We start from the raw sequence: 23,381 nt of genomic DNA, 5'->3' as shown, positions 1-23,381 counted from the left end.
GCGGGGATCAGGGCAGGCCGACGAGCAGCACGCACACCGTGATGCCCACGAGCGTCAACAGGGCCATGGCGAGGAAACAGGCGGCCAGCGCACGGAGCCGCGGCCGCACGCTCGACACCGCGAGGCGGATGACGACCATCGCGGCTAGGCCCAGGACCAGGATGATCGCGGTCACCAGGCCGACGGTTCCCGCCGCGCCGCCGCTGCGGACGATCCCGATCAGGGGCACGAGGCTGACCGCCGTGAAGATCGTGGCGACGATGAGCCAGACCGCCCCGGACGACGTCCGCAGCGCCGGCTGATTCGCCATCCGGGTCGGGTCCCTGTCGCGATCGTCCTCGCTCATGTCGATTCCTCCTGTCCTCGTCCACGCTGCCCGGGGCCACGGGCATCGTCACGGGGCTTCCGCTCTCGCGGAGGAGCGTCTATCGTGCCCCGCGACGGCCCGCGCCGGGCATCCCGTAGAATCGACTGTCGGCCGACCCCGGCCCCACGGACTCAGGAACGGAACTCCTCGCACATGGCATCCACCGCAGACATCAAGAACGGCGTCGTCCTCAGCATCGACGGGCAGCTCTGGAGCGTCATCGAGTTCCAGCACGTCAAGCCCGGCAAGGGCGGCGCCTTCGTCCGCACGAAGCTGAAGAACGTCGTCTCGGGCAAGACCGTGGACCGCACGTACAACGCCGGGGCGAAGATCGACATCGAGAACGTCGACCGCCGGGACTACACCTACCTCTACACCGACGGTGACGGGTTCGTGTTCATGGACCAGACCGACTTCGACCAGATCACGCTGCCGGCGGCCACGGTCGGCGACGCGAAGAACTTCCTGCTCGAGAACCAGCAGGTCACCATCGCCCTCAACAACGGCAACCCCCTCTACATCGACCTCCCGGCCTCGGTCATCCTCGAGGTGACCTACACCGAGCCCGGTCTGCAGGGCGACCGCTCGTCCGCCGGCACCAAGCCCGCGACGCTCGAGACCGGCTACGAGATCCAGGTCCCGCTTTTCCTGGAGACCGGCACGAAGGTCAAGGTCGACACCCGCACGGGCGAGTACCTCGGCCGCGAGAAGTAAGGCGTGAGCGCCCGCACGAAGGCGCGCAAGCGCGCGCTCGACATCCTGTTCTCGGCCGACGTCCGCGGCGACGAGGTCGCGGTGGCCCTCGCCGCCGAGGCGAAGCGCGCGGCGAACGAGCCCGCACGTGAGGCGTCGTGGCTGTACGCCCGCGAGATCGTCGACGGCATCATCGACCAGCGCGACGAGATCGACGAGCAGATCACGACCCACAGCCGCGACTGGAAGCTCGAGCGGATGCCCGCCGTCGACCGCGCCCTGCTGCGCATCGGCGCGTGGGAGATCCTCTACAACGACGAGGTGCCGACCGCGGTCGCGATCGACGAGGCGGTGGAGCTCGCGAAGGAGTTCTCCACCGACGAGTCGGGCGCGTTCGTGCACGGCGTGCTCGCCCGCGTCGCCCGCTCGGCCTGAGCGCCGCGGCGGCGGTGTCGGCGGTGGCGGGCAGGATCGTCTCATGATCCGCCCGCCCGCCTCCGCCACTCCGGGAGACGGGGCGCGGGATTGGCGTGCCCTGTTCGAGGCCGGCGCTGCTCCGGCGGCGACCCCCCTCGCGCTCGGGTTCGAGGTGCGCGTCCGCGACGCCCGAGGAGCCAACCCGTGGGCCTCACGCCCGCAGCGCACCGCGACTCCCCGTGACGTCGCCAAGGGTGTGGGGGAGATCCTCCTCGGCATCCGTCCGCTGGAGCGGAGCGCGGCGACGGGGTCCTGGGTGCTCGGCTCCGCCACCTGGGACGCGGTCCGCCGCGCGCCGGACCAGTACGGTCGGGAGCAGTCGCGGTGGTTCGCCGATCTGCTGAGCATCGCGCGCGACGCGCTGCTCTCCGGCACGGCGGGGGACTGGCTCGTCGCCGACCTCATCGAGTCGCGGCTCCTCTGGGGGCATCTGCGGTCGGCGACCGACCTCGGCATCCCGCTCGTGGCGGCCCAGCGGTCGACGACGCTCGTCCTCGCCGACACCGCAGAACTGACGGCGACCGTGTCCCGTGACGACGACGGCGGCCTCGTCGTCCGTCCGGTCGTGACCCTGGACGGGCGCGAGACGCTGCCGGGCAGCATCCGCGCCCTCGGGCGCTCCGGCGTGTACGAGGTCGCGCAGAGCGGGTCGCGCCTGCAGGTGACGCTCGCGGAGCTTCCGCTCGCGGGGCCCGCGCCGTCGCTGCTCCGGGCCGGGATGCTCGTCGTCCCCGCAGCGGAGGAGGCGGCCTTCCTCCAGGACGCCTATCCACTCCTCGCGCGCCGTCTCCCCGTCCGCGCGGTCGGCCGCGTCGCGCTCCCCGACCTCCCACCGCCCCGTGCCGTGCTCCGGGTGGCGTTCCGTCGCGGAGACACCGTGGAGTACACCGTCGAGTGGGACTATCGCGGCTTCGGGCGGGTGCCGTTCACGCCGGGTCCGGAGGCCGTGCGCGATCCGGAGGCCGAAGCCTCTGTGACGCATCGGATCCGGAACGTCTGGCAGGAGCACGGCGTCGCGTTCGCCCCGCGGGGCGTTCCACGACGTGGCGGCCGCGGAGTTCATGACCCGCGTCGTCCCCGCCGTGGAGGCGGAGGGCGTCGAGGTGGAGGTGTCGGGCCGCCGCAAGACGTATCGCGAGCTCGCCGGGGAGCCGGAGATCACGGTCTCGACCGTGGAGAGCACCGACCCCGACTGGTTCGACCTCGGCGTGATCGTCCGCATCGACGGGCGGAACATCCCCTTCGAGCCGCTGTTCACGGCCCTGAGCGCGGGCCGGCGGAAGCTCCTGCTCGTCGACGGCAGCTACTTCTCCCTGAACCACCCGGCGCTCGACCGTCTGCGCGACCTCCTGGACGAGGCCGGGGATCTGGACGAGTGGGAGACGGGCCCGCGGATCAGTCGGCATCAGACGGATCTGTGGGAGGAGTTCGAGGATCTGGCGGACGAGGCCCTTCCCGCGGTGAGCTGGCGGGCCACCGCCGACGGACTGCGCAGCGCCACTGCGGTGCCGGCGGTGCCCCTCCCTCCGGGGCTCACCGCACAGTTGCGGCCGTACCAGAAGGAGGGGCTGGACTGGCTCGCGTTCCTCTGGTCGCATCGGCTCGGCGGCATCCTCGCCGACGACATGGGTCTCGGGAAGACTGTCCAGCTGCTCGCGCTCATCCTGCACGCCCGTGCGGCGGGGGAGGGACGCCCTTTCCTCGTGGTGGTGCCGACATCCGTGCTGGCGACCTGGCGCACCGAGGCGGCGCGGTTCGCTCCGGGTCTCCGCGTGATCACCCGGGACTCGACCGCCGGGCCTGCCGTGGCCGCCGTGGCTCGCGAGGCCGACGTGGTGCTCACCACCTACGCCGTCGCGCGGCTCGACGAAGAGGGGTTCGCGGGCGTCACCTGGGCCGGGCTGATCCTCGACGAGGCCCAGTTCGTGAAGAACCCGGCGACGAAGCTGCATCGTGCCGTCGCGCGTTTCCCGTCCGACGTCACCATCGCGGTCACGGGCACGCCGCTGGAGAACAGCCTCGAGGAGCTCTGGGCGCTGCTGAAGCTCACGGCACCCGGCCTGTTCGCTTCGGCGCGGAAGTTCCGCGAGCACTACATCCAGCCGATCGAGCAGGGGAAGGTCCCGGAGAACGCGGAGGGCGGACCGTACCGGCAGCGCCGCCTCGCGCAGCTCCGACGACGGATCCGCCCGCTCGTGCTCCGCCGCACCAAGGAGCTCGTCGCTCCGGACCTGCCGCCGAAGCAGGAGCAGGTGCTGGAGATCGAGCTGAGCGCGGGGCATCGCGAGCTCTACGAGACGGTGCTGCAGCGGGAGCGGCAGAAGGTGCTCGGCCTGCTGGAGGATCTCGACCGCAACCGCTTCATCGTGTTCCGTTCCCTGACGCTGCTGCGGATGCTGAGCCTCGCTCCGGCGCTGATCGACCCGGCCGACGCGCGCCTCGGCTCCCGCAAGCTCGACGAGCTCCTGGAGCGGATCGTCGAGCTGCAGGCGGAGGGGCACCGCGCGCTCGTGTTCAGCCAGTTCACGTCCTTCCTCGACATGGCGGCCGCGCGTCTGGACGCCGCCGGCATCCCGTACGCGCACCTCGACGGCTCGACGCGTCATCGCGAGCAGGTGGTCGCGGACTTCGCGGAGGGGGAGCAGCCCGTCTTCCTCATCAGCCTGAAGGCCGGCGGGTTCGGGCTCACGCTGACCGAGGCCGACTACGTCTTCCTCCTCGACCCGTGGTGGAACCCCGCCGCCGAGGCCCAGGCAGTCGACCGCACGCACCGCATCGGCCAGCGCAGCCAGGTGTTCGTCTACCGCATGATCGCCAGCGGCACGATCGAGGAGAAGGTCCTCGCGCTGCAACGCCGCAAGGCCCGCCTGTTCACCGCCGTGCTCGATGACGACGCGCTCTTCGCGCAGACGCTCACCGCCGACGACATCCGCGGTCTCTTCGACGACTAGACCGTTTTCCCCGGCCCGTCCCGCCGGGCGCTCAGGGAGCCGTCGGTACAATCGAACGGTTCATCTTCGAGAGGAATGCAATGCGGATCACGGGACTCGGCCACGCCGGCATGTTCATCGAGACGGTGGGCGGCAACATCATCTGCGACCCGGTGCTCGGCCCGTCCTTCTTCGGGTCCTGGTTCCCGTTCCCGGACAACCGCGCCCTCGACTGGGAGCGCTACGGTCGTGAAGCCGACTTCCTCTACATCTCGCACCGGCACCGCGACCACTTCGACCCGGCGCTCCTGGAGCGGTACATCCGCAAGGACATCGAGGTGCTCCTGCCGGAGTATCCGATCGACGACCTGGAGCAGGACATCCGGGCGCTCGGCTACACGAACATCACCTACGCGCCCGCCGGCGAGATCATCGAGCGCGGTGCGCTCAAGATGATGATCACCCCGCTGCGCGCGCCGAGCGACGGCCCGATCGGCGACTCGTCGCTCAGCGTGGACGACGGCACCGGCTCGATGCTGAACCAGAACGACTCGCACCCGCTCGATCTCGACAAGCTGCTGCACTTCGGGAAGCCCGACGCCTACTTCACGCAGGTCTCCGGGGCGATCTGGTGGCCCATGGTCTACGACCTGCCGCTGGACGCGAAGCAGAACTTCGCCCGCCTCAAGCGCGAGGCGCAGAACAAGCGCGCGATGTACTACATCGAGAAGGTCGACGCTCCGCACGTCTTCCCGATGGCGGGTCCGCCCATGTTCCTCCGCGACGACCTCTTCGACTTCAACGGGATGGGCCGCAACGGCGAGTCCATCTTCACGGACCAGAAGCAGTTCATCGCGCACATGAAGGAGCTGGCCCCGAAGTACGACGGGCAGCTCTTCGTCCCTGGCACTCTCGTCACGATCGACGGCGGTGCGGTGACCACCGAGCAGACGCTCTACACCGAGGCCGAGCTCGCCCACATCTTCGACGAGAAGTGGGAGTACCTGGAGGAGCAGCGCGCGACCCGCCAGCAGGAGATCCGCGACGAGGAGGCCTCGCGCGCCGAGATCATCCCGCCGGAGGAGATGCTGGCCGCGATCAAGGAATGGTGGGAGCCGCTGCTGAAGAAGTCGCGCACCATCCGCCTCGGCGTCGGCGGGCACGTCCGCTTCCGCATCGGGGAGCTGGACATGGTGGTCGACTTCCCGCGCGCCAAGGTCCGCGAGTACGCGGGGGAGGAGTGCGTGTACTGGTACACGATCCCGGCCGACCTCGTCTCGACGAACATCCGCGACCACGAGATCGACTGGTCGAACTCGATCTTCCTGTCGATGCAGTTCTCGGTCGGCCGCAGCGGCAAGTTCAACGAGTTCCTCACCACGTTCCTCAAGTGCCTCTCGGTCGACCGGATCGAGTACGTCGAGAACTGGTACCAGGAGCAGACCGACCAGACCGAGGATGCGGAGATCGGCGACTGGGTCGTCCAGCGCCGCTGCCCGCACCTGCGCGCCGACCTCACCAAGACGGGGAAGGTCGACGAGGACGGCATCCTCACATGCAGCATGCACGACTGGAAGTGGGACCTGAAGACCGGACGCTGCCTCTCCACGAGCGGCCACCCGATCCGTTCCTCGAAGATCGACGACGTGACGGATCCGGTGCTCCGCGAGGCGAGCTGAGCGCGCCTGTACCACCGAGCGCAGCCGGTGGTACAGTGTGGCGATGCCGACCGCTCTGACCCGTATCCAGGTGACGCAGACCGCCGCGCTGCGCGAGGCGCTGGAACTCGCGGAAAGCGAGTGGCCGGGACTACCGAAGTCGGAGCAGGTGGCGAGGCTCGCGGTGCTGGGGGCGGAGCGGCTCGCAGAGCGAGGATCCCACCGGCGCGCGACCCGGCGGGCGGCGCTCGAGGCGACACGGGGATCGATCGCCTATCCACCGGGGTATCTCGACGCTCTCCGGAAGGACTGGCCGGAGTGATCGTCGTGGACGCCGGTGTCCTCATCGCGCACCTTTCCACCGACGATGTCCACCAGGAGGCGGCGTTCGACATCCTCGATACCGAGGAAGACCTTCTGATCCACCCGATCACCCTCGCGGAGACGCTCGTGCATCCGGCGCGGATGGGCACAGAGCTCGCCGATCTCGCCAAGATCGACTCCCTCGGGCTGCTGCGTCGGGAGGAGACGGTCGACGAACCGGTCCATATCGCGCGGCTCCGCGCCGCGACCTCCCTGAAGCTCCCGGACTGCGCGGTACTCGTCACGGCGGAGGCGTTCGGCGCGACGCTGGCGACCTTCGACCGTCGTCTCGCGACGGTCGCCAGAGAGCGCGGTGTCGAGGTCGTCGGCGTCTGATCCCTCCGATAGACTGGGATCACAAGCAACCTTTAACACCGTCCTGTGAGGCGGAGAAGGGAGCGGCTGATGGGTGTGCGCACTGTGCTGCACCAAGCCGACATCTCACGAGCGCTGACCCGGATCGCGCACGAGATCCTCGAGTCCAATCGCGGGGCCGACGACCTCGTCCTGCTGGGCATCCCGACCCGCGGCGTGACGCTGGGCCACCGGCTCGCCGCGCTGATCAGCGAGATCGCGCAGGTCTCCGTCCCCGTCGGATCCCTCGACGTGACGCTCTTTCGCGATGACCTCGCCAAGCACCCGACGCGATCGCCGCAGCCGACGGAGATCCCCGCGGGCGGCATCGACGGGAAGACGGTCGTCCTCGTCGACGACGTCCTGTTCTCCGGCCGGAGCATCCGCGCCGCGCTCGACGCCCTGCAGTCGATCGGCCGTCCCGCCGTCGTGCGGCTCGCGATCCTCATCGACCGCGGACACCGGGAGCTTCCCATCCGCCCCGACTTCGTCGGCAAGAACATCCCGTCCGCGCGCACCGAGCGCGTCAACGTGCGTCTGTTCGAGAACGACGGCGCCGAGGAGGTGACGATCGGCGAATGAGGCATCTCCTCGACACCCGCACGCTCGACAGAGCGACCGCCCTGCGCATCCTCGATGTCGCGGAGGACATGGCCGACACCCAGTCCCGCGAGGTCAAGAAGCTCCCGACGCTCCGCGGGAAGACCGTCGTGAACCTCTTCTTCGAGGACTCCACGCGCACCCGCATCTCCTTCGAGGCCGCCGCGAAGCGCCTGTCCGCCGACGTCATCAACTTCGCCGCCAAGGGCTCCAGCGTCTCCAAGGGCGAGAGCCTGAAGGACACCGCGCAGACGCTCGAGGCGATCGGCGCCGACGCGGTCGTCGTGCGGCACCCCGGCTCCGGCGCCCCGCAGACGCTCGCCACGAGCGGCTGGATCTCCGCCGGCGTCGTGAACGCGGGCGACGGCACGCACGAGCACCCCACTCAGGCGCTCCTCGACGCCTTCACCATCCGCAAGCGTCGCTTCGGTGCGGAGAGCCGCGGACGCGACCTCTCCGGTCTCCGGGTGACGATCGTCGGCGACGTGCTGCACTCCCGCGTGGCGCGCTCCAACGTCTGGCTGCTCACCACGCTCGGCGCCGAGGTCACGCTCGTGTCGCCGCCGACCCTGGTTCCGCAGAACGTGTCCCTATGGCCGGTCCGCGTGGTCTACGACCTGGACGAAGCCCTCGCGGAGGGGCCGGACGCCGTGATGATGCTGCGCATCCAGCTCGAGCGGATGAACGCGGCGTATTTCCCGACTGAGCGGGAGTATTCGCGCCGGTGGGGCCTGGACGCACGGCGCGTGGCGGCTCTGCCGGGCGGTAGCATTGTCCTGCACCCCGGACCCATGAACCGGGGACTGGAGATATCCTCCGAAGCTGCCGATTCCCCCCGTTCGACGGTGCTGGAACAGGTGTCGAACGGGGTCTCCGTGCGCATGGCGGTGCTGTACCTGCTGCTGGCAGGAGAACGAGACGACGAACGAGGGGGAGACCTGTGAGCGAGACCCTCGTCATCACCGGTGCACAGCTGCTCGGCGCGGACGGCGCCGACATCATCATCGAGGACGGCGTCATCGCCGAGGTCGGGACGGGGCTCACCCGCACCGGCGCGCGGGTGATCGACGCCGCGGGCCTGGTCGCGCTGCCGGGCCTCGTCGACCTGCACACCCACCTGCGCGAGCCGGGGTTCGAGGCCTCCGAGACGATCCTCACCGGCACCAGAGCGGCCGCCGCGGGCGGGTTCACCGCCGTGTTCGCGATGCCGAACACCTCCCCGGTCGCCGACACGGCGGGCGTGGTCGAGCAGGAGCTCGCCCTCGGCGAGGCGGCGGGCTACGCGACCGTGCAGCCGATCGGCGCCGTCACGGTGGGGCAGAAGGGCGAGCGCCTCGCCGAGCTGGGCGCCATGGCCACCTCCCGTGCCCAGGTTCGGGTCTTCAGCGACGACGGCTTCTGCGTGTGGGATCCGCTGATCATGCGCCGGGCTCTGGAGTACGTGAAGTCCTTCGACGGCGTCATCGCCCAGCATGCGCAGGACCCGCGACTCACCGAGGGCGCCCAGATGAACGAGGGCACCGTCTCGGCCGAGCTCGGGCTGGCCGGGTGGCCGGCGGTCGCCGAGGAGTCGATCATCGCCCGCGACGTGCTCCTCGCCGAGCACGTCGGCTCCCGGCTGCACGTGTGCCACCTCTCGACGGCAGGCTCGGTGGACATCATCCGCTGGGCCAAGAAGCGCGGTGTCAACGTGACGGCCGAGGTCACGCCGCACCACCTGCTGCTCACGGACGAACTCGTCCGCGGCTACGACGCGCGGTTCAAGGTCAACCCGCCGCTGCGCCGCGAGGAGGACGTCTTCGCGGTCCGGGAGGGCCTGGCCGACGGCACGATCGATATCGTCGCGACCGATCACGCACCGCACCCCAGCGAGCACAAGGCGTGCGAGTGGCAGGCCGCCGCGAACGGCATGGTGGGTCTGGAGAGCGCCCTGCGGGTCGTGCACCAGTCGATGGTGCAGACCGGCCTGCTCGGCTGGGCCGACGTCGCCCGCGTCATGAGCACGACGCCCGCCCGCATCGGCCGGCTCTCCGGCCACGGCACGCCGCTCGAAGCCGGGCAGCCCGCGCACATCACGCTGTACGACCCCGCGGTCGACGGTGTGTTCACCGCCGCGGACCTGCACGGGCGCAGCGTGAACTCGCCCTACCTGGGCCGCGCCCTGCCCGGCAGGGTGGAGTACACCGTGCACGGCGGCGTCCTCACGGTCGACGGCGGCGCCGTCGTCGAGGAGCTCGGCGCATGAGCGCACGGGACCTCGCGGTCGCGATCATCATCGCCGTCGCGCTGCTGATCCTGCTCTCGATGCTGTTCGCCTGGCGACGACGAGTGCGGCGCGATGCCGCGTACACGGCCCCGCTCGGGGTGCCGGAGCACGCGGAGGTGACGCGCCGCGACGAGGTGCTCTACGTGTCCACCACCCGGCACGAGCAGCCCCTCGAACGGCTCGCGATCACCCCGCTGGCGTTCCGCGCACGCGGCGAGCTGGCTGTGACCGACCGCGGCATCGCGCTGGCCCTCGACGGTGCCCCCACCGTCTTCCTCGCCGCCGACCGCCTCGTCTCCGTCGACCGCGCGACCGTCACCATCGATCGCGTGGTGGAGCCCGGCGGGCTCGTGCGCATCTCGTGGCACGTCGACGACACGACCGTCGTCGACAGCTATGTGCGCCTCACCGGCGGCGACCTCCCGACCCTCATCTCCGACCTGCAGCGGCTCATCCCCGCCGCCCCTGACACAGGAGCCTCGTCATGACCCTCTCGACTTCCTCCCCGCAGGCCTCCGCGGCCCGCCTTCCCGACCCCGCCGTCCTCGTCCTGGAGGACGGCACCCGACACCGCGGACGCGCGTACGGCGCGCGCGGGCGCACCCTCGGCGAGGTCGTGTTCGCCACCGGCATGTCGGGATACCAGGAGACCATCACCGATCCGTCCTACGCCGGACAGATCGTCCTGCAGACGGCCCCGCACATCGGCAACACCGGCATGAACGACGAGGACACCGAGTCCCGCCGCATCTGGGTCGCCGGCTACATCGTGCGCGACCCCTCGCGCGTCGTCTCGAACTGGCGGGCGAACGCCTCTCTCGATGAGGTCCTCGTCGAGGACGGCATCGTCGGCATCAGCGGCATCGACACGCGCGCGGTCACCCGCCACATCCGTTCCGCCGGCTCCATGCGGGGTGGCATCTTCTCGGGTGCGGAGGCGGAGCTCGACCCGGAGGAGCAGCTGCGCATCGTCCGCGAGGCCCCGGAGATGACCGGCCTCAACCTCTCCGCGCAGGTGTCCGTCCAGAGCGCGACCGTCACCCCGGCGGTGGGGGAGCGCATCGGCAATCTCGCCGTGCTCGACCTCGGCGTGAAGCAGGCGACGATCGACAACCTCGCGGCCCGCGGCTTCGACGTGCACGTCCTCCCGCAGGACGTGGGCATCGACGAGATCCGGGCGATCGAGCCGGTCGCCGTCTTCTACTCGAACGGTCCCGGCGACCCCGCGGCGTCGGGCGACCACGTCGAACTGCTGCGCGCGGTCCTCGACGACGGGCTGCCCTTCTTCGGGATCTGCTTCGGCAACCAGCTCCTCGGCCGGGCCCTGGGTCTCGGCACGTACAAGCTGCCGTTCGGCCACCGCGGCATCAACCAGCCCGTGCTGGACAAGCAGACGGGCAAGGTCGAGATCACCGCGCACAACCACGGCTTCGCCGTCGAGGCGCCCCTGGAGGGCTCCTTCGACAGCCCGCACGGCTACGGCAAGGTCGAGGTCAGCCACGTCGGCCTCAACGACAACGTCGTGGAGGGCCTGCGCGCCCTCGACATCCCCGCCTTCTCGGTGCAGTACCACCCCGAGGCGGCGGCCGGACCGCACGACGCCAACTACCTCTTCGACCGCTTCCGCGACATGGTCATCGCGAACAAGAAGGACGCAAAGTAATGCCCAAGCGCGACGACATCCGCTCCGTCCTCGTCATCGGCTCCGGCCCGATCGTCATCGGCCAGGCCTGCGAGTTCGACTACTCCGGCACCCAGGCGTGCCGCGTCCTCCGTGAGGAGGGCGTCCGGGTCATCCTCGTCAACTCCAACCCCGCGACGATCATGACCGACCCCGACTTCGCCGACGCGACCTACATCGAGCCGATCACCCCCGCGGTGATCGAGACGATCATCGCCAAGGAGAAGCCCGACGCGATCCTGCCGACGCTCGGCGGTCAGACGGCGCTCAACGCCGCGATGGCGCTGCACGAGCAGGGGATCCTCGAGAAGTACGACGTCGAGCTCATCGGCGCGAAGGTGGACGCCATCAAGAAGGGCGAGGACCGTCAGGTCTTCAAGGAGCTCGTCCTCGAGGCGGGCGCGGACGTCGCCAAGAGCGTCATCGCCCACACCATGGACGACCTCCTCGCCGGTGCCGAGCAGCTCGGCTACCCGCTCGTGGTGCGCCCGTCCTTCACGATGGGCGGGCTGGGCTCCGGGTTCGCCTACGACGAGGAGGACCTGCGCCGCATCGGCGGCGCCGGCCTGCGCGACTCGCCGACGACCGAGGTGCTCCTGGAGGAGTCGATCCTCGGCTGGAAGGAGTACGAGCTCGAGCTCATGCGCGACACCGCCGACAACACGGTGGTCGTCTGCTCCATCGAGAACGTCGACCCGGTCGGCGTGCACACCGGCGACTCGATCACGGTGGCGCCGGCGCTGACCCTGACGGACCGCGAGTACCAGAAGCTCCGCGACATCGGCATCGACATCATCCGCGCCGTGGGCGTGGACACCGGTGGCTGCAACATCCAGTTCGCGGTCAACCCGGAGAACGGGCGCATCATCGTCATCGAGATGAACCCGCGCGTCTCCCGGTCGAGCGCCCTGGCGTCGAAGGCCACCGGCTTCCCGATCGCCAAGCTCGCGGCCAAGCTCGCCCTCGGCTACCGCCTCGACGAGATCCCGAACGACATCACCGGCGTGACCCCGGCCAGCTTCGAGCCGACGCTCGACTACGTGGTCGTGAAGGTCCCGCGCTTCGCGTTCGAGAAGTTCCCGGCCGCCGACGCCACCCTCACCACGACCATGAAGTCGGTCGGCGAGGCGATGGCGATCGGCCGCAACTACGCCACCGCGCTGCAGAAGGCGCTGCGGTCGCTCGAGAAGCGGGGCTCCAGCTTCCACTGGGGCGAGGAGCCGCGCACCGTCGAGGAACTGCTCGAGATCGCGAAGACCCCGACCGACGGCCGGATCGTCACCCTGCAGCAGGCGCTGCGCAAGGGCGCGACCATCGAGCAGGCGTTCGAGGCCACGGCCATCGACCCCTGGTTCCTCGACCAGATCGTCCTCATCAACGAGGTCGCCGAGGTCGTCCGCACCGCCGGCGAGCTGGACGACGCGACGCTGCGCTACGCCAAGGAGCACGGCTTCTCCGACGTGCAGATCGCCCAGCTCCGCGGCGAGAGCGAGGCCGAGATCCGCGGCGTGCGCCACGGCCTCGGCATCCGCCCGGTCTACAAGACGGTCGACACCTGCGCAGGGGAGTTCCCCGCGCTGACGCCGTACCACTACTCGAGCTACGACGCCGAGACCGAGGTCGCGCCGTCCGACCGTACCAAGGTCGTCATCATCGGCTCCGGCCCGAACCGCATCGGTCAGGGCGTCGAGTTCGACTACTCCTGCGTGCACGCCTCGTTCGCGCTGTCCGACGCGGGCTTCGAGACCGTGATGATCAACTGCAACCCTGAGACCGTGTCGACCGACTACGACACGTCCGACCGGCTGTACTTCGAGCCGCTGACGCTCGAGGATGTGCTGGAGGTCCTGGACGCGGAGGCCGCGAGCGGCACCATCCTCGGCGTCGTCTGCCAGCTCGGCGGGCAGACCCCGCTCGGGCTCGCGAAGGGCATCGAGGCGGCCGGCTACACGGTCCTGGGGACGAGCCCGGAGGCCATCGACCTGGCCGAGGAGCGCGAGCTGTTCTCGCGACTGCTCGACGAGGCCGGACTCCTCGCGCCCCGCAACGGCACGGCGATCGACGTGGAGGGCGCGGTGCGCATCGCCGAGGAGATCGGCTACCCGGTGCTCGTGCGCCCGAGCTTCGTGCTCGGCGGCCGTGGCATGGAGATCGTCTACGGCACCGACGCGCTGCGCGACTACTTCGTGCGGACCGCCGGTGAGGTCGTGATCGAGGAGGGCAAGCCGCTCCTGGTCGACCGCTTCCTCGACGACGCGATCGAGCTCGATGTGGACGCCCTGTACGACGGCACCGATCTCTTCATCGGCGGCGTCATGGAGCACTTGGAGGAAGCCGGCATCCACTCCGGCGACTCGAGCTGCACGCTGCCGCCGGTCTCGCTCGGCCGCAGCGACGTGGACCGCGTCCGCGAGGCCACCCTCGCCATCGCGCAGGGCGTCGGCGTGCGCGGTCTGCTGAACGTGCAGTTCGCGATCAGCGCCGGCGTGCTCTACGTCATCGAGGCGAACCCCCGCGCGAGCCGCACGGTGCCCTTCGTCTCCAAGGCGCTGGGCATCCCGATGGCGAAGGCCGCCAGCCGCATCATGGCCGGCTCCACCATCGCCGAGCTCCGCGCCGAGGGGATGCTGCCCGCGCAGGACGGCTCGCGCGTCCCGCTGGACGCCCCCGTCTCGGTCAAGGAGGCCGTGCTGCCCTTCAAGCGGTTCCGCACCGCCGACGGCAAGACGGTCGACTCGGTCCTCGGCCCGGAGATGCGCTCGACCGGCGAGGTCATGGGCATCGATCGCGACTTCCCGACCGCGTTCGCGAAGTCCCAGGCCGCGGCCTACGGCGGCATGCCGACCTCGGGAACCGTGTTCATCTCGGTCGCCGACTCCGACAAGCGCGCGGTGATCCTCCCGGCGCACCGCCTCCAGCAGCTCGGCTTCACGATCGTGGCGACCGAGGGCACGGCGGAGATCCTGTCCCGCAACGGCATCGCGGTCACGGTGGTCGAGAAGTACAGCGAGACCCAGGAGTCCGGAGCCCGGAACATCGTCGACCTCATCAACGACGGGGAGATCGACATCGTCGTGAACACCCCGTCCGGTGGGGCAGCCCGTGCGGACGGCTACGAGATCCGCGCCGCCGCGGTGGCCGCCGACAAGGCGCTCTTCACGACCATCGCCGTGCTCGGCGCGGCGGTGAGCGGGATGGACGCCGCGCACGAGGGCTTCCAGGTCAAAAGCCTGCAGGAGTACGCCCAGGACCGGATGGCCGCGGTATGACGGAACGCTTCGGCGAGCGAGCCCGCGCCGCTCTGGAGGCGCACGGTCCGCTCTGTGTCGGCATCGACCCCCACGCCGCTCTGCTGGCGGCGTGGGGGCTGACCGCCGACGCCGCCGGAATCCGGGAGTTCGGGCTCCGTACCGTCGAGGCGGCCGCCGGTCGCGTCGGTGTCGTGAAGCCGCAGGTGTCGTTCTTCGAGCGGTACGGCGCCGCCGGGTTCGCCGCGCTGGAGGACGTGCTCGCCGCCGCGCGGGCGGCCGGACTGCTCGTGATCGCCGATGCCAAGCGCGGGGACATCGGATCGACGATGGCGGATTACGCGCAGGCCTGGCTGTCCGCCGGTGCGCCTCTGGAGGCGGACGCCCTGACGGTGAACCCGTACCTCGGCGTCGGTGCGCTGGAGGGCGCGTTTGCCCTGGCTGAGGAGCACGGCAAGGGGCTCTTCGTCCTCGCGGCGACCAGCAACCCCGAGGCGACCGTGCTGCAGCGCGCGACGACCGCGGACGGCGAGACCGTGTCCGCGGCCGTGGTCGCCGAGGTGTCGCGCCGGAACGCCGCCGCGACGCCCGCGGGGGAGTGGGGGAGTTTCGGCTTCGTCATCGGCGCCACCGTGGACGCGGCGGAGGCCGGCCTCGCGCCGTTCGCGCCCGTCGCCCCGATCCTCGCCCCCGGCTTCGGCGCGCAGGGCGCCACTCCTGCGGATCTCGCCCGCCGCTTCGGCCCTCAGGCCGCCTCGGTGATCGCGAGCGAGAGCCGCAGCCTCCTCTCCGCGGGCCCGGCGGCCCTCGCCGAGACGATCGCCGACCGCGCCGCCCAGTATCGAGAGGTCAGCCGTGGCTGAGGAACGCCGCACCGTCCCCGAGGTCGACAGGGCCGCCGCCGCCCGCCGTGCGGTCGAGAGACGACGCGCCAGGGCCTCGCTCAAGCGGGATCTGACGATGCGCGTCGTCACCCCGCAGGCCGTGCTGCATCGCGCGACGGAGGACCCCGACTCGGTCGAGGGGTCCATGCGCATCACCGACTTCCTCCTGGCCCTCCCGGCGATCGGCGCGGGAAAGCGCGACCGCGTGCTGGAGCAGCTCCACATCTCTCCGGTCAAGCGGCTCGGCGGGCTCGGCGCCCGGCAGCGCCGGGTGCTGGAGGAGTGGCTGGACGACCGGTTCCCCGTACCTGCGCCCCGGGGGGCGCGCAGCCGACTGCTCGTCCTCGCCGGTCCCACGGCCGTAGGCAAGGGGACCGTCGCCGCGCACATCCGCGAGAACAACCCCGAGATCCATCTGTCCGTCTCGGCGACCACCCGACCTCCACGCCCGGACGAGATCGACGGCGTGCACTACTACTTCGTGGACGACGCCGAGTTCGACCGCCTGATCGCCGACGGCGAGCTGCTGGAATACGCGGTCGTGCACAATCGCTCGCGCTACGGCACTCCGCGCGCTCCCATCGACGCCGCCCTGGCCGAGGGGAAGACGGTGCTGCTGGAGATCGACCTGCAGGGCGCGCGCCAGGTGCGCGCGGCCGAGCCGTCGGCGACCCTCATCTTCCTTCTGCCGCCGAGCTGGGACGAGCTGGTGCACCGACTGGTCGGCCGGGGCACCGAGGACGCCGAGGAGCGAGCCCGCCGGCTGCGGACCGCGAAGGTCGAGCTGGCGGCGCAGAACGAGTTCGACCACCTCATCGTGAACGAGGACGTCGCCACCGCCGCTCGCGAGGTCGTAGACTTGTCTACAAGCTCTGCGCGCTGACCTGATTCCAGGGTCGAGCACCACGCCGGTCCCTGAGCTCGTCGAAGGGTCGCGCGCCCGCAGCACCGTCTTCGCGGCGAATCCCGTCGCCTGATCAGGAGGTCCACCCATGGCCGGACGCAACAACGGCATCATCGATCCCCCCATCGACAACCTGCTGGAGCGCGTCGACTCCAAGTACGAGCTCGTGATCTACGCGGCCAAGCGCGCCCGTCAGATCAACGACTACTACTCCGACCTGCACGAGGGGAACCTCTTCGACAACGTGGGCCCGCTCGTCGACTCCTCGGTCGAGGACAAGCCGCTCACCATCGCCCTGCACGAGATCAACGAGGACAAGCTCCGCCTGCGTCACGCGGAGTAACTCGACGACCGCGCCGCCCCGACGTCGGTGGCGCGGTCCAGAATGGGTGCCACACCCTCCCACCGTCCGTCCCCGTTCTGGAGCATCGATGAGCGCGCTGCGTCTGTTCACGTCCGAGTCCGTCACCGAAGGGCATCCGGACAAGATCTGCGACCAGATCTCGGACAGCATCCTTGACGGACTGCTCCTGAAGGACCCGGCCTCCCGGGTCGCGGTCGAGACGCTCGTCACGACCGGGCTCGTGCATGTGGCCGGCGAGATCCGCACCGACGCCTACGTCGACATCCCGACGATCGTCCGCCAGGTCGTGAACGGCATCGGCTACACGTCGTCCGACACCGGCTTCGACGGCGACTCGTGCGGCGTCAGCGTCTCGGTGGGGGAGCAGTCCACCGACATCGCCCACGGGGTCGACAACGCCCAGGAGCACCGCGACGGCTCGTCGGTCGATCCGCTCGACGGCCTCGGCGCCGGGGACCAGGGCATCATGTTCGGGTTCGCCACCAACGAGACCCCGCAGCTCATGCCGATGGCCGCATGGACCGCGCACCGCATCGCCGAGCGGCTGACCGAGGTGCGCCGCAGCGGGCTGCTGCCCTTCCTGCGCCCGGACGGGAAGACGCAGGTCACCCTCGGCTACGACGGCTTCACCCCGAAGACCGTCGACGCCGTCGTGCTGTCCACGCAGCACAACCCGGACATCGCCCAGGACGACCTCAAGGCGCAGATCCGCGAGCACGTCATCGATCCGGTCCTCGCCACGACCGGCCTCGACCTCGACGACGTCACCTACTACATCAACCCCGCGGGCCCCTTCGTCACGGGCGGCCCCAAGGGAGACGCCGGGCTCACCGGCCGCAAGATCATCATCGACACCTACGGCGGCGCCGCACGGCACGGCGGTGGTGCCTTCAGCGGCAAGGACCCGTCGAAGGTCGACCGCTCCGGCGCCTATGCGACGCGCTGGGTCGCCAAGAACGCGGTCGCCGCGGGCCTCGCCGACCGCCTCGAGGTGCAGGTCGCCTACGCGATCGGCGTCGCCCGCCCCGTCGGCCTGTACGTGGAGACCTTCGGCACCGGACGGGTGTCCGACGAGGTCATCACCCGCGCCATCGACGAGGTGTTCGACCTCCGGCCGCAGGCCATCATCGAGCAGCTCGACCTGCTGCGGCCGATCTATGCGCAGACGGCCGCGTACGGGCACTTCGGTCGGGAGCTGCCGGACTTCACGTGGGAGCGGACGGACCGGGCCGAGGAGCTGCGGCGCGCTGCCGGGCTCTGACGGGTCCGCGGTGCTGATCTCTCCGGAGAGCCGGCGCATCGCGCGGGTGCTCCTCGAGTCGCCGCTGCCGCAGCTCGACCGCCTGTTCGACTACGCGCTCCCGCCGGAGCTCGGTGACGTCGAGCCCGGGGTCCGCGTGCGCGTGCCCCTGCGGACCGCGGGGCGCGTGGTCGACGGATTCGTGGTGGAGCTGGACGTGGAGGACGACGCCGATCGGCCGCTCTCCGAGGTCGAGAGCATCGTGTCCGCCGTTCCCGTACTGCCGGATCGCCTGTACCGACTGGCGCGGCGCGTCGCCGATCGCGCGGCAGGGTCGGCAGCCGACGTGCTGCGGCTGGTGATCCCGAAGCGGCAGGTGCGGGTCGAGAAGGCCTGGACCGCCGACGCTCCGACGCCGCTCCTCGAACCCGAGCCCCGCGACGCGGCCGCGTCCGTCGTCGGACTGTACGACGGACTGCAGGCGGTGCTCGACGAGAACGGACGGGCGGCCGTCGAGGCCATCCCGCAGCTCAGCGACGACACACCGGGCTGGGCGCGGATGCTCGCTGCTGCCGCCGCGACGACGCTCGCGGCGGGGAAGTCGACCATCCTCGTCGTGCCCGACCACCGTGACCTCGATCGGCTGCTGGCCGCCCTCGACAGGTTCGTCCCGGCGGAGGCGATCGCGCGGTACGACTCCCGACAGCCGAACCCGGATCGCTATCGCTCCTTCCTGCGCACGCTCGAGGACGCGCCCTGCATCGTCGTCGGGAACAGGTCCGCCGTGTACGCCCCTGTCGTCGCCGGTCTCGTGGCGCTGTGGGACGACGGCGACAGCCTGCTGGGCGAGCCGCTCGCACCCTACGTCCACGCCCGGGACGCGGCGCTGCTGCGGCAGGAGGCGGAGGGCTCGGCCCTGCTCTTCGCCGGTCACACGCGGACGACCGAGGTCGAGCGGCTCGTCGTGCACGGCTGGCTGCGGGATGTCCGCGCGACCCGGCGGGTCCTCCCGCGTGTGGTGCTGAGCACGCCGCAGGAGATGGAGCAGCCGACGCCCCAGCGCATGCCGTCGTCGGCCTTCCTCGCCGCCCGGAGCGCGGCCGCGGAGGGTCCGGTACTCATCCAGGTCTCGCGGCCCGGCTTCGCGCCGTCCCTCGTCTGCGCCGACTGCCGGGCCCCCGCCCGATGCCCTCATTGCGGCGGTCCTCTCGGCGCCCGCCATCGTGGCGCGGTCCCGGTGTGCGGGTGGTGCGGGCGTGGTGCCAGGGCGTGGACCTGCCCGGCGTGCTCCTCGACCCGTCTCCGGCTCGCTTCATCCGGCAGCGAGCGGACCGCCGACGAGCTCGGACGCGCCTTCCCCGGCGTCCGCGTCATCGTCGCCGACGGCAGCCATCCGGTGGAGCGCGTCGACGCGCGCCCGGCCCTCGTGGTCGCCACGCGCGGCGCCGAGCCCCTCGCGGAGGGCGGCTACCGGGCGGTCGTCCTGCTCGACGGCCCGCGGATGCTGCAGGCGCCGGATCTGCGCATCGGCGAAGCGTGTCTGCGGTGGTGGTCGAACGCCGCCGCCCTCGCCGCGCCGGGCGCCCCCGTCCACCTCGTCGGCGTCGACGGCGCCGTCGCCAGAGCCCTCGCCACGTGGAACCACCCCGCCTACGCACGCACCGAGCTGGAGCAGCGCGCGCCGCTGCACATGCCGCCGACCGCGCGCGTCGCGCTCGTGGAAGGCTCGTCCGCCGCCGTGGCGCGCGCTCTGGAGGCCCTGTCCGAACTCTCGCTGCCCTCCGACGCGGTGCTCGGTCCCGTCCCCGTCGAATCGGATGACGTCCCGCCCCGCGTGCGGGCGCTCGTGCGCTTCGACTACGGCGCGGGGAGCCGCGTCGCGACCACCCTCCGTGCTGCCGTCGTGGCGGAGGCGGTGAGCGGCCGCCGAGGCCGGACCAAGGCCGCCCGCAGCACGCTGTCGGTCCGCCTCGATATCCTCGATCCAGAACTCTGACCCTTCCGGAGAACCTTCATGCGCCTCGTCTTCGCCGGCACTCCCGCCGCTGCGGTCCCCACTCTGCGACGCCTCGCCGCCGAGCACGACATCGTCGCGGTGGTGACGCGCCCCGACGCCCCCCTCGGGCGCAAGCGTGTGCTGACCCCGTCGCCGGTCGCTCAGGCTGCGGTGGAGCTCGGCCTGCCGGTCATCCACGCTGCCCGGCTGGACGAGCCGGTGACGACGGAGATCTCGGCCCTGCGCCCGGAGCTCGGCGTGATCGTCGCGTACGGCGGACTCGTGCGCGAGCCGCTCCTGTCGGTGCCGGATGCCGGGTGGATCAACCTGCACTTCTCGCTCCTGCCGGCCTGGCGCGGAGCCGCGCCGGTGCAGCGCGCTCTGATCGCGGGAGATGCCGTCCTCGGCGCGAGCGTCTTCCAGCTCGTCCCCGAGCTCGACGCCGGCGACGTGTTCGCGATGCGTACCGTCGAGCTCCCGGCGACCGCCACGGCGGGGGAGGCGCTGGAGGCTCTGGCCCTCGACGGCGCCGGTCTCACCGCCGACGTGGTCGCCGCGATCGCGGACGGCAGCGCCCGCGCCGTCCCGCAGGAAGGCGAGCCGACGTTCGCCGGCAAGCTGACGCTCGAGGACGGTCTCCTCGACTTCCGCGAGCCGTTCGACGCCGTGTACGCCCGGTTCCGCGGAGTCACGCCGGAGCCGGGAGCGCACACGACGATCGACGGTCAGCGGCTGAAGATCCTCGAGGCGCGACCCGCCGGTGCCGAGGCGGAGGACCTGCGACCAGGTGCCATGGCGGGCACGCGAGCGGAGGTCCTGATCGGGACGGCCACCTCGCCGCTGGCCGTCACCCGGCTGCAGCCCGCGGGCAAGGGCCCCATGAACGCCGCCGACTGGTGGCGGGGTCTGCAGGGTGCGACTCCGGTGGCCGGCTCGTGAACGCGAACGACGGACGGCGCCCCGGCTCGGGTCGGCAGCACGCAGGCCGGGCGCGGAACGGCCGCGGCCCGAACCGGTCGGTCCAGCCGGCGCGCCGCGTGGCCTACGACGTGATCAGGGCGGTCTCGGACTCCGACGCCTACGCCAACCTGCTCCTCCCGACGGCGATCGCCGAGGCGGGGCTGGACCCGCAGGACGCGGCTCTGGCGACGGAACTGACCTACGGCACACTCCGTCGCCGGGGCACCTACGACGCGATCATCGCCGCCGCCGCCGACCGCCCCGCCGACGCGATCGACCCCGCCGTGCTCGACGCCCTCCGGCTCGCGGTGCACCAGCTCCTCGCGACGCGGGTGGCCTCGCACGCCGCCGTGAACGAGTCCGTGAACCTCGTGGCCCTCACGGCGGGGCGTGGCGCGTCGAGCTTCGCCAACGCGGTGCTCCGGCGGATCGCCCGCGAGTCGCCGGGCGAGTGGCTCGCGCGCATCGAGGCGGCGGCGCGATCGGACGACGAACGCCTGGCCCTCCGAGCCGCGCACCCGGTGTGGATCATCCGGGCGCTGCGGCGCGCCCTCGCCGCCGAGGGGCGCGTCGAGGAGCTGGACGCCCTGCTGGAGGCCGACAACGTCTCGCCCGAGGTCACCCTGGTCGCCCTCCCCGGGCTCGCGGAGCCGCAGGAGCCCCGCCGGCCCTACGCCGCCACGGCGTTCGCGTCTCCGGGAGGCGATCCGCGTCTCGCGCTGGCCGCCTCCGACGGTGCGGTCCGGGTGCAGGACGAGGGATCTCAGCTCGTCGCGCTCGCGCTGACCGCGGCGACGCCGCTGCGCACGGGGGAGCGGTGGCTCGATCTGTGCGCAGGACCCGGCGGGAAGACGGCCCTGCTCGCCGCCGTCGCCCGGCAGAACGACGCGGTCCTGGAAGCCAACGAGGTGGTGCCGACCCGCGCCCGGCTCGTGCGCAATGCGCTGCGCGCTGTCCCGGGCGACGTCACCGTGCACGAGCGCGACGGCCGGGAGCTGGCGGCCGAGCGGCCGGAGGCGTTCGACCGGATCCTCGTGGACGCCCCCTGCACCGGCCTCGGCGCCCTCCGACGGCGCCCGGAGGCCCGGTGGCGGAAGTCCCCGGCGGACGTCGCCGAGCTCGTGCCGCTGCAGGTCGGCCTGCTCACGGCGGCTGTGGACGCTCTCGCACCGGGAGGCGTCGTCGCGTACGTCACCTGTTCGCCCCATCTCGCGGAGACCACGGCGGTGGTCGAGGAGGTGCGGCGCATCCGGCCGGAGCTCGTCGAGCTCGATGCCCGCGCGGTGCTGCACGGCGTGGCGCAGTCGCCGATCGATCTCGCCGACGACGGGCGGGCGCAGACGGGCAGCGCTCAGCTCTGGCCGCATCGGCACGGCACCGACGCGATGTTCCTCGCACTCCTGCAGCGCCCGCTGGAGGCGACAGACGCCCCGAAGGAAGGTTGAGACCATGGACCTGCCCCGCGCCCCGCGCATCAACCCCAGCATCCTCGCCGCTGACTTCGTCAACATGCAGGCGGAGCTCGCCCGCATCGCGACCGCCGACTTCGCGCACGTCGACGTCATGGACAACCACTTCGTCCCGAACCTCACGTTCGGCCCGCAGATGGTCCAGCGCATCCAGGAGACCAGCCCGGTCCCGCTGGACGTGCATCTCATGATCACGGATCCGGATCGCTGGGCCCCGGGCTACGCCGAGCTCGGCGCCGCGAGCGTGACCTTCCACCTGGAGGCGGCGGGGGAGCCGGTGGCTCTCGCGCGGCGGCTGCGCGACATCGGCGCCCGTGCCGGGGTCGCGGTCAAGCCCGCGACTCCTGTCGAGGGACTCTTCGACCTGCTGGACGAGTTCGACCAGATCCTCGTGATGACCGTCGAGCCGGGGTTCGGCGGACAGGGCTTTCTGCCCGAGACCATGCCGAAGCTGCAGGCGCTGTCCGCGGAGGCGCGGCGCCGCGGCTCGTCCGTCTGGCTCCAGGTCGACGGGGGCATCTCCGACGCGACGATCGCCCAGGCGGCCGAAGCGGGAGCCGACACCTTCGTCGCCGGATCCGCGGTCTACGGGGCCGACGACGTGGAGGCGGCCGTCACCCGGCTCAGGGACCTCGCGCGAGCCGGTAGCCTGGAGGGGTGAAGACTTTCGACGAGCTGTTCGCCGAGCTCAGCGTCAAGGCCGAGACCCGACCCGAGGGATCGGGCACCGTGGCGGAGCTCGACGGCGGCGTGCATGCGATCGGCAAGAAGATCGTCGAAGAGGCCGCCGAGGTCTGGATGGCGGCGGAGTACGAGTCGGATGCCGCTGCCGCCGAGGAGATCTCCCAGCTCCTCTACCACCTGCAGGTGATGATGCTCGCGAAGGGCCTCACCCTGCAGGACGTCTACCGACATCTGTGATGCGCT

Annotated in this window: 23 protein-coding genes; 21 read left to right on the top strand and 2 right to left on the bottom strand. The window is 71.2% G+C overall.

Going from position 1 to position 23,381, the window contains the following annotated elements:
* Positions 1-7: 7 nt before the first annotated feature.
* On the bottom strand, positions 8-346 hold the full coding sequence (locus AC2W7E_RS01800; protein ID WP_338566104.1) for a hypothetical protein: 339 nt from the start codon (positions 344-346) through the stop codon (positions 8-10).
* 174 nt (positions 347-520) lie between these two features.
* Between AC2W7E_RS01800 and efp the strand changes: the two genes are divergently transcribed.
* On the top strand, positions 521-1,081 hold the full coding sequence (gene efp / locus AC2W7E_RS01795) for an elongation factor P (RefSeq protein ID WP_025103502.1): 561 nt from the start codon (positions 521-523) through the stop codon (positions 1,079-1,081).
* Positions 1,082-1,084: 3 nt separating this feature from the next.
* Positions 1,085-1,495, top strand: coding sequence for a transcription antitermination factor NusB (gene nusB, locus AC2W7E_RS01790; protein ID WP_060922157.1), 411 nt, complete (start codon positions 1,085-1,087; stop codon positions 1,493-1,495).
* A 193-nt stretch (positions 1,496-1,688) separates the two neighbouring features.
* Here nusB and AC2W7E_RS01785 read toward each other — a convergent pair whose 3' ends face one another.
* Positions 1,689-2,600, bottom strand: a complete 912-nt coding sequence (locus AC2W7E_RS01785; protein WP_485988422.1) for a hypothetical protein — start codon at positions 2,598-2,600, stop codon at positions 1,689-1,691.
* Between AC2W7E_RS01785 and AC2W7E_RS01780 the strand changes: the two genes are divergently transcribed.
* The 19 genes from AC2W7E_RS01780 to AC2W7E_RS01690 all read left to right on the top strand — a co-directional run bounded on the left by AC2W7E_RS01780 (position 2,599) and on the right by AC2W7E_RS01690 (position 23,375).
* The gene (locus AC2W7E_RS01780) at positions 2,599-4,488 is read left to right on the top strand and encodes a DEAD/DEAH box helicase (protein ID WP_485988421.1); all 1,890 of its coding nucleotides are present in this window, start codon (positions 2,599-2,601) and stop codon (positions 4,486-4,488) included. The genes AC2W7E_RS01785 and AC2W7E_RS01780 overlap by 2 nt on opposite strands.
* Positions 4,489-4,568: 80 nt before the next feature.
* Complete coding sequence (locus AC2W7E_RS01775; protein ID WP_126893171.1) at positions 4,569-6,146, top strand: Rieske 2Fe-2S domain-containing protein; 1,578 nt, start codon at positions 4,569-4,571, stop codon at positions 6,144-6,146.
* A gap of 43 nt (positions 6,147-6,189) precedes the next feature.
* Entirely contained in the window at positions 6,190-6,447 is a 258-nt protein-coding gene (locus AC2W7E_RS01770) for a hypothetical protein (RefSeq protein WP_060922159.1), read from the top strand.
* The gene (locus AC2W7E_RS01765) at positions 6,444-6,824 is read left to right on the top strand and encodes a type II toxin-antitoxin system VapC family toxin (protein ID WP_060922160.1); all 381 of its coding nucleotides are present in this window, start codon (positions 6,444-6,446) and stop codon (positions 6,822-6,824) included. Before AC2W7E_RS01770 ends, AC2W7E_RS01765 begins: the two co-directional genes overlap by 4 nt.
* A 69-nt stretch (positions 6,825-6,893) precedes the next feature.
* Positions 6,894-7,424 carry a bifunctional pyr operon transcriptional regulator/uracil phosphoribosyltransferase PyrR gene (pyrR, locus tag AC2W7E_RS01760; protein WP_025103498.1) on the top strand — a complete coding sequence of 177 codons (531 nt, stop codon included), beginning with the start codon at positions 6,894-6,896 and terminating at the stop codon, positions 7,422-7,424.
* Positions 7,421-8,386 (top strand): aspartate carbamoyltransferase catalytic subunit, encoded by a 966-nt coding sequence (locus AC2W7E_RS01755; RefSeq protein WP_025103497.1) that lies wholly within the window; start codon positions 7,421-7,423, stop codon positions 8,384-8,386. The genes pyrR and AC2W7E_RS01755 overlap by 4 nt, the downstream gene beginning before the upstream one ends.
* Positions 8,383-9,687: a dihydroorotase gene (locus AC2W7E_RS01750; protein WP_485988420.1), complete on the top strand. Its 1,305-nt coding sequence runs from the start codon at positions 8,383-8,385 to the stop codon at positions 9,685-9,687. Before AC2W7E_RS01755 ends, AC2W7E_RS01750 begins: the two co-directional genes overlap by 4 nt.
* The gene (locus tag AC2W7E_RS01745; protein WP_062634504.1) at positions 9,684-10,196 is read left to right on the top strand and encodes a PH-like domain-containing protein; all 513 of its coding nucleotides are present in this window, start codon (positions 9,684-9,686) and stop codon (positions 10,194-10,196) included. The genes AC2W7E_RS01750 and AC2W7E_RS01745 overlap by 4 nt, the downstream gene beginning before the upstream one ends.
* Complete coding sequence (carA, locus tag AC2W7E_RS01740) at positions 10,193-11,371, top strand: glutamine-hydrolyzing carbamoyl-phosphate synthase small subunit (RefSeq protein ID WP_085607542.1); 1,179 nt, start codon at positions 10,193-10,195, stop codon at positions 11,369-11,371. Before AC2W7E_RS01745 ends, carA begins: the two co-directional genes overlap by 4 nt.
* A complete protein-coding gene (carB, locus tag AC2W7E_RS01735) occupies positions 11,371-14,658 on the top strand; it encodes a carbamoyl-phosphate synthase large subunit (RefSeq protein ID WP_085607540.1) in 3,288 nt (1,095 codons plus the stop codon). Before carA ends, carB begins: the two co-directional genes overlap by 1 nt.
* Positions 14,655-15,500, top strand: coding sequence for an orotidine-5'-phosphate decarboxylase (gene pyrF, locus AC2W7E_RS01730; RefSeq protein WP_485988419.1), 846 nt, complete (start codon positions 14,655-14,657; stop codon positions 15,498-15,500). Before carB ends, pyrF begins: the two co-directional genes overlap by 4 nt.
* Positions 15,493-16,404: a guanylate kinase gene (gmk, locus tag AC2W7E_RS01725; protein ID WP_485988418.1), complete on the top strand. Its 912-nt coding sequence runs from the start codon at positions 15,493-15,495 to the stop codon at positions 16,402-16,404. Before pyrF ends, gmk begins: the two co-directional genes overlap by 8 nt.
* A gap of 109 nt (positions 16,405-16,513) precedes the next feature.
* Positions 16,514-16,768 (top strand): DNA-directed RNA polymerase subunit omega, encoded by a 255-nt coding sequence (gene rpoZ / locus AC2W7E_RS01720; protein WP_025103490.1) that lies wholly within the window; start codon positions 16,514-16,516, stop codon positions 16,766-16,768.
* 88 nt (positions 16,769-16,856) lie between these two features.
* A complete protein-coding gene (gene metK / locus AC2W7E_RS01715; RefSeq protein WP_485988417.1) occupies positions 16,857-18,050 on the top strand; it encodes a methionine adenosyltransferase in 1,194 nt (397 codons plus the stop codon).
* Between the two features lie 16 nt (positions 18,051-18,066).
* Entirely contained in the window at positions 18,067-20,025 is a 1,959-nt protein-coding gene (locus AC2W7E_RS01710) for a primosomal protein N' family DNA-binding protein (protein ID WP_485988584.1), read from the top strand.
* An 18-nt stretch (positions 20,026-20,043) separates the two neighbouring features.
* Positions 20,044-20,964, top strand: a complete 921-nt coding sequence (fmt, locus tag AC2W7E_RS01705) for a methionyl-tRNA formyltransferase (protein WP_485988416.1) — start codon at positions 20,044-20,046, stop codon at positions 20,962-20,964.
* 98 nt (positions 20,965-21,062) lie between these two features.
* Positions 21,063-22,430, top strand: coding sequence for an RsmB/NOP family class I SAM-dependent RNA methyltransferase (locus AC2W7E_RS01700; RefSeq protein WP_126893174.1), 1,368 nt, complete (start codon positions 21,063-21,065; stop codon positions 22,428-22,430).
* Positions 22,431-22,434: 4 nt separating this feature from the next.
* Positions 22,435-23,115, top strand: coding sequence for a ribulose-phosphate 3-epimerase (gene rpe, locus AC2W7E_RS01695; RefSeq protein ID WP_025103485.1), 681 nt, complete (start codon positions 22,435-22,437; stop codon positions 23,113-23,115).
* Complete coding sequence (locus AC2W7E_RS01690; RefSeq protein ID WP_025103484.1) at positions 23,112-23,375, top strand: phosphoribosyl-ATP diphosphatase; 264 nt, start codon at positions 23,112-23,114, stop codon at positions 23,373-23,375. Before rpe ends, AC2W7E_RS01690 begins: the two co-directional genes overlap by 4 nt.
* Positions 23,376-23,381 lie beyond the last annotated feature (6 nt).

Source organism: Microbacterium sp. CFSPD4_SD4, assembly GCF_057364585.1.
The sequence above is the reverse complement of the archived record's forward strand: the minus strand, read 5'-3'. Positions and strand labels throughout refer to the sequence as shown.

Bases quoted from the DNA above. Each gene is read 5' to 3' on its own strand.
- AC2W7E_RS01800 (WP_338566104.1), bottom strand. From the start codon at position 346: ATGAGCGAGGACGATCGCGACAGGGACCCGACCCGGATGGCGAATCAG.
- efp (WP_025103502.1), top strand. From the start codon at position 521: ATGGCATCCACCGCAGACATCAAGAACGGCGTCGTCCTCAGCATCGAC.
- AC2W7E_RS01780 (WP_485988421.1), top strand. From the start codon at position 2,599: ATGACCCGCGTCGTCCCCGCCGTGGAGGCGGAGGGCGTCGAGGTGGAG.
- AC2W7E_RS01785 (WP_485988422.1), bottom strand. From the start codon at position 2,600: ATGAACTCCGCGGCCGCCACGTCGTGGAACGCCCCGCGGGGCGAACGC.
- AC2W7E_RS01775 (WP_126893171.1), top strand. From the start codon at position 4,569: ATGCGGATCACGGGACTCGGCCACGCCGGCATGTTCATCGAGACGGTG.
- AC2W7E_RS01770 (WP_060922159.1), top strand. From the start codon at position 6,190: ATGCCGACCGCTCTGACCCGTATCCAGGTGACGCAGACCGCCGCGCTG.
- pyrR (WP_025103498.1), top strand. From the start codon at position 6,894: ATGGGTGTGCGCACTGTGCTGCACCAAGCCGACATCTCACGAGCGCTG.
- AC2W7E_RS01755 (WP_025103497.1), top strand. From the start codon at position 7,421: ATGAGGCATCTCCTCGACACCCGCACGCTCGACAGAGCGACCGCCCTG.
- AC2W7E_RS01745 (WP_062634504.1), top strand. From the start codon at position 9,684: ATGAGCGCACGGGACCTCGCGGTCGCGATCATCATCGCCGTCGCGCTG.
- carA (WP_085607542.1), top strand. From the start codon at position 10,193: ATGACCCTCTCGACTTCCTCCCCGCAGGCCTCCGCGGCCCGCCTTCCC.
- carB (WP_085607540.1), top strand. From the start codon at position 11,371: ATGCCCAAGCGCGACGACATCCGCTCCGTCCTCGTCATCGGCTCCGGC.
- pyrF (WP_485988419.1), top strand. From the start codon at position 14,655: ATGACGGAACGCTTCGGCGAGCGAGCCCGCGCCGCTCTGGAGGCGCAC.
- rpoZ (WP_025103490.1), top strand. From the start codon at position 16,514: ATGGCCGGACGCAACAACGGCATCATCGATCCCCCCATCGACAACCTG.
- metK (WP_485988417.1), top strand. From the start codon at position 16,857: ATGAGCGCGCTGCGTCTGTTCACGTCCGAGTCCGTCACCGAAGGGCAT.
- fmt (WP_485988416.1), top strand. From the start codon at position 20,044: ATGCGCCTCGTCTTCGCCGGCACTCCCGCCGCTGCGGTCCCCACTCTG.
- rpe (WP_025103485.1), top strand. From the start codon at position 22,435: ATGGACCTGCCCCGCGCCCCGCGCATCAACCCCAGCATCCTCGCCGCT.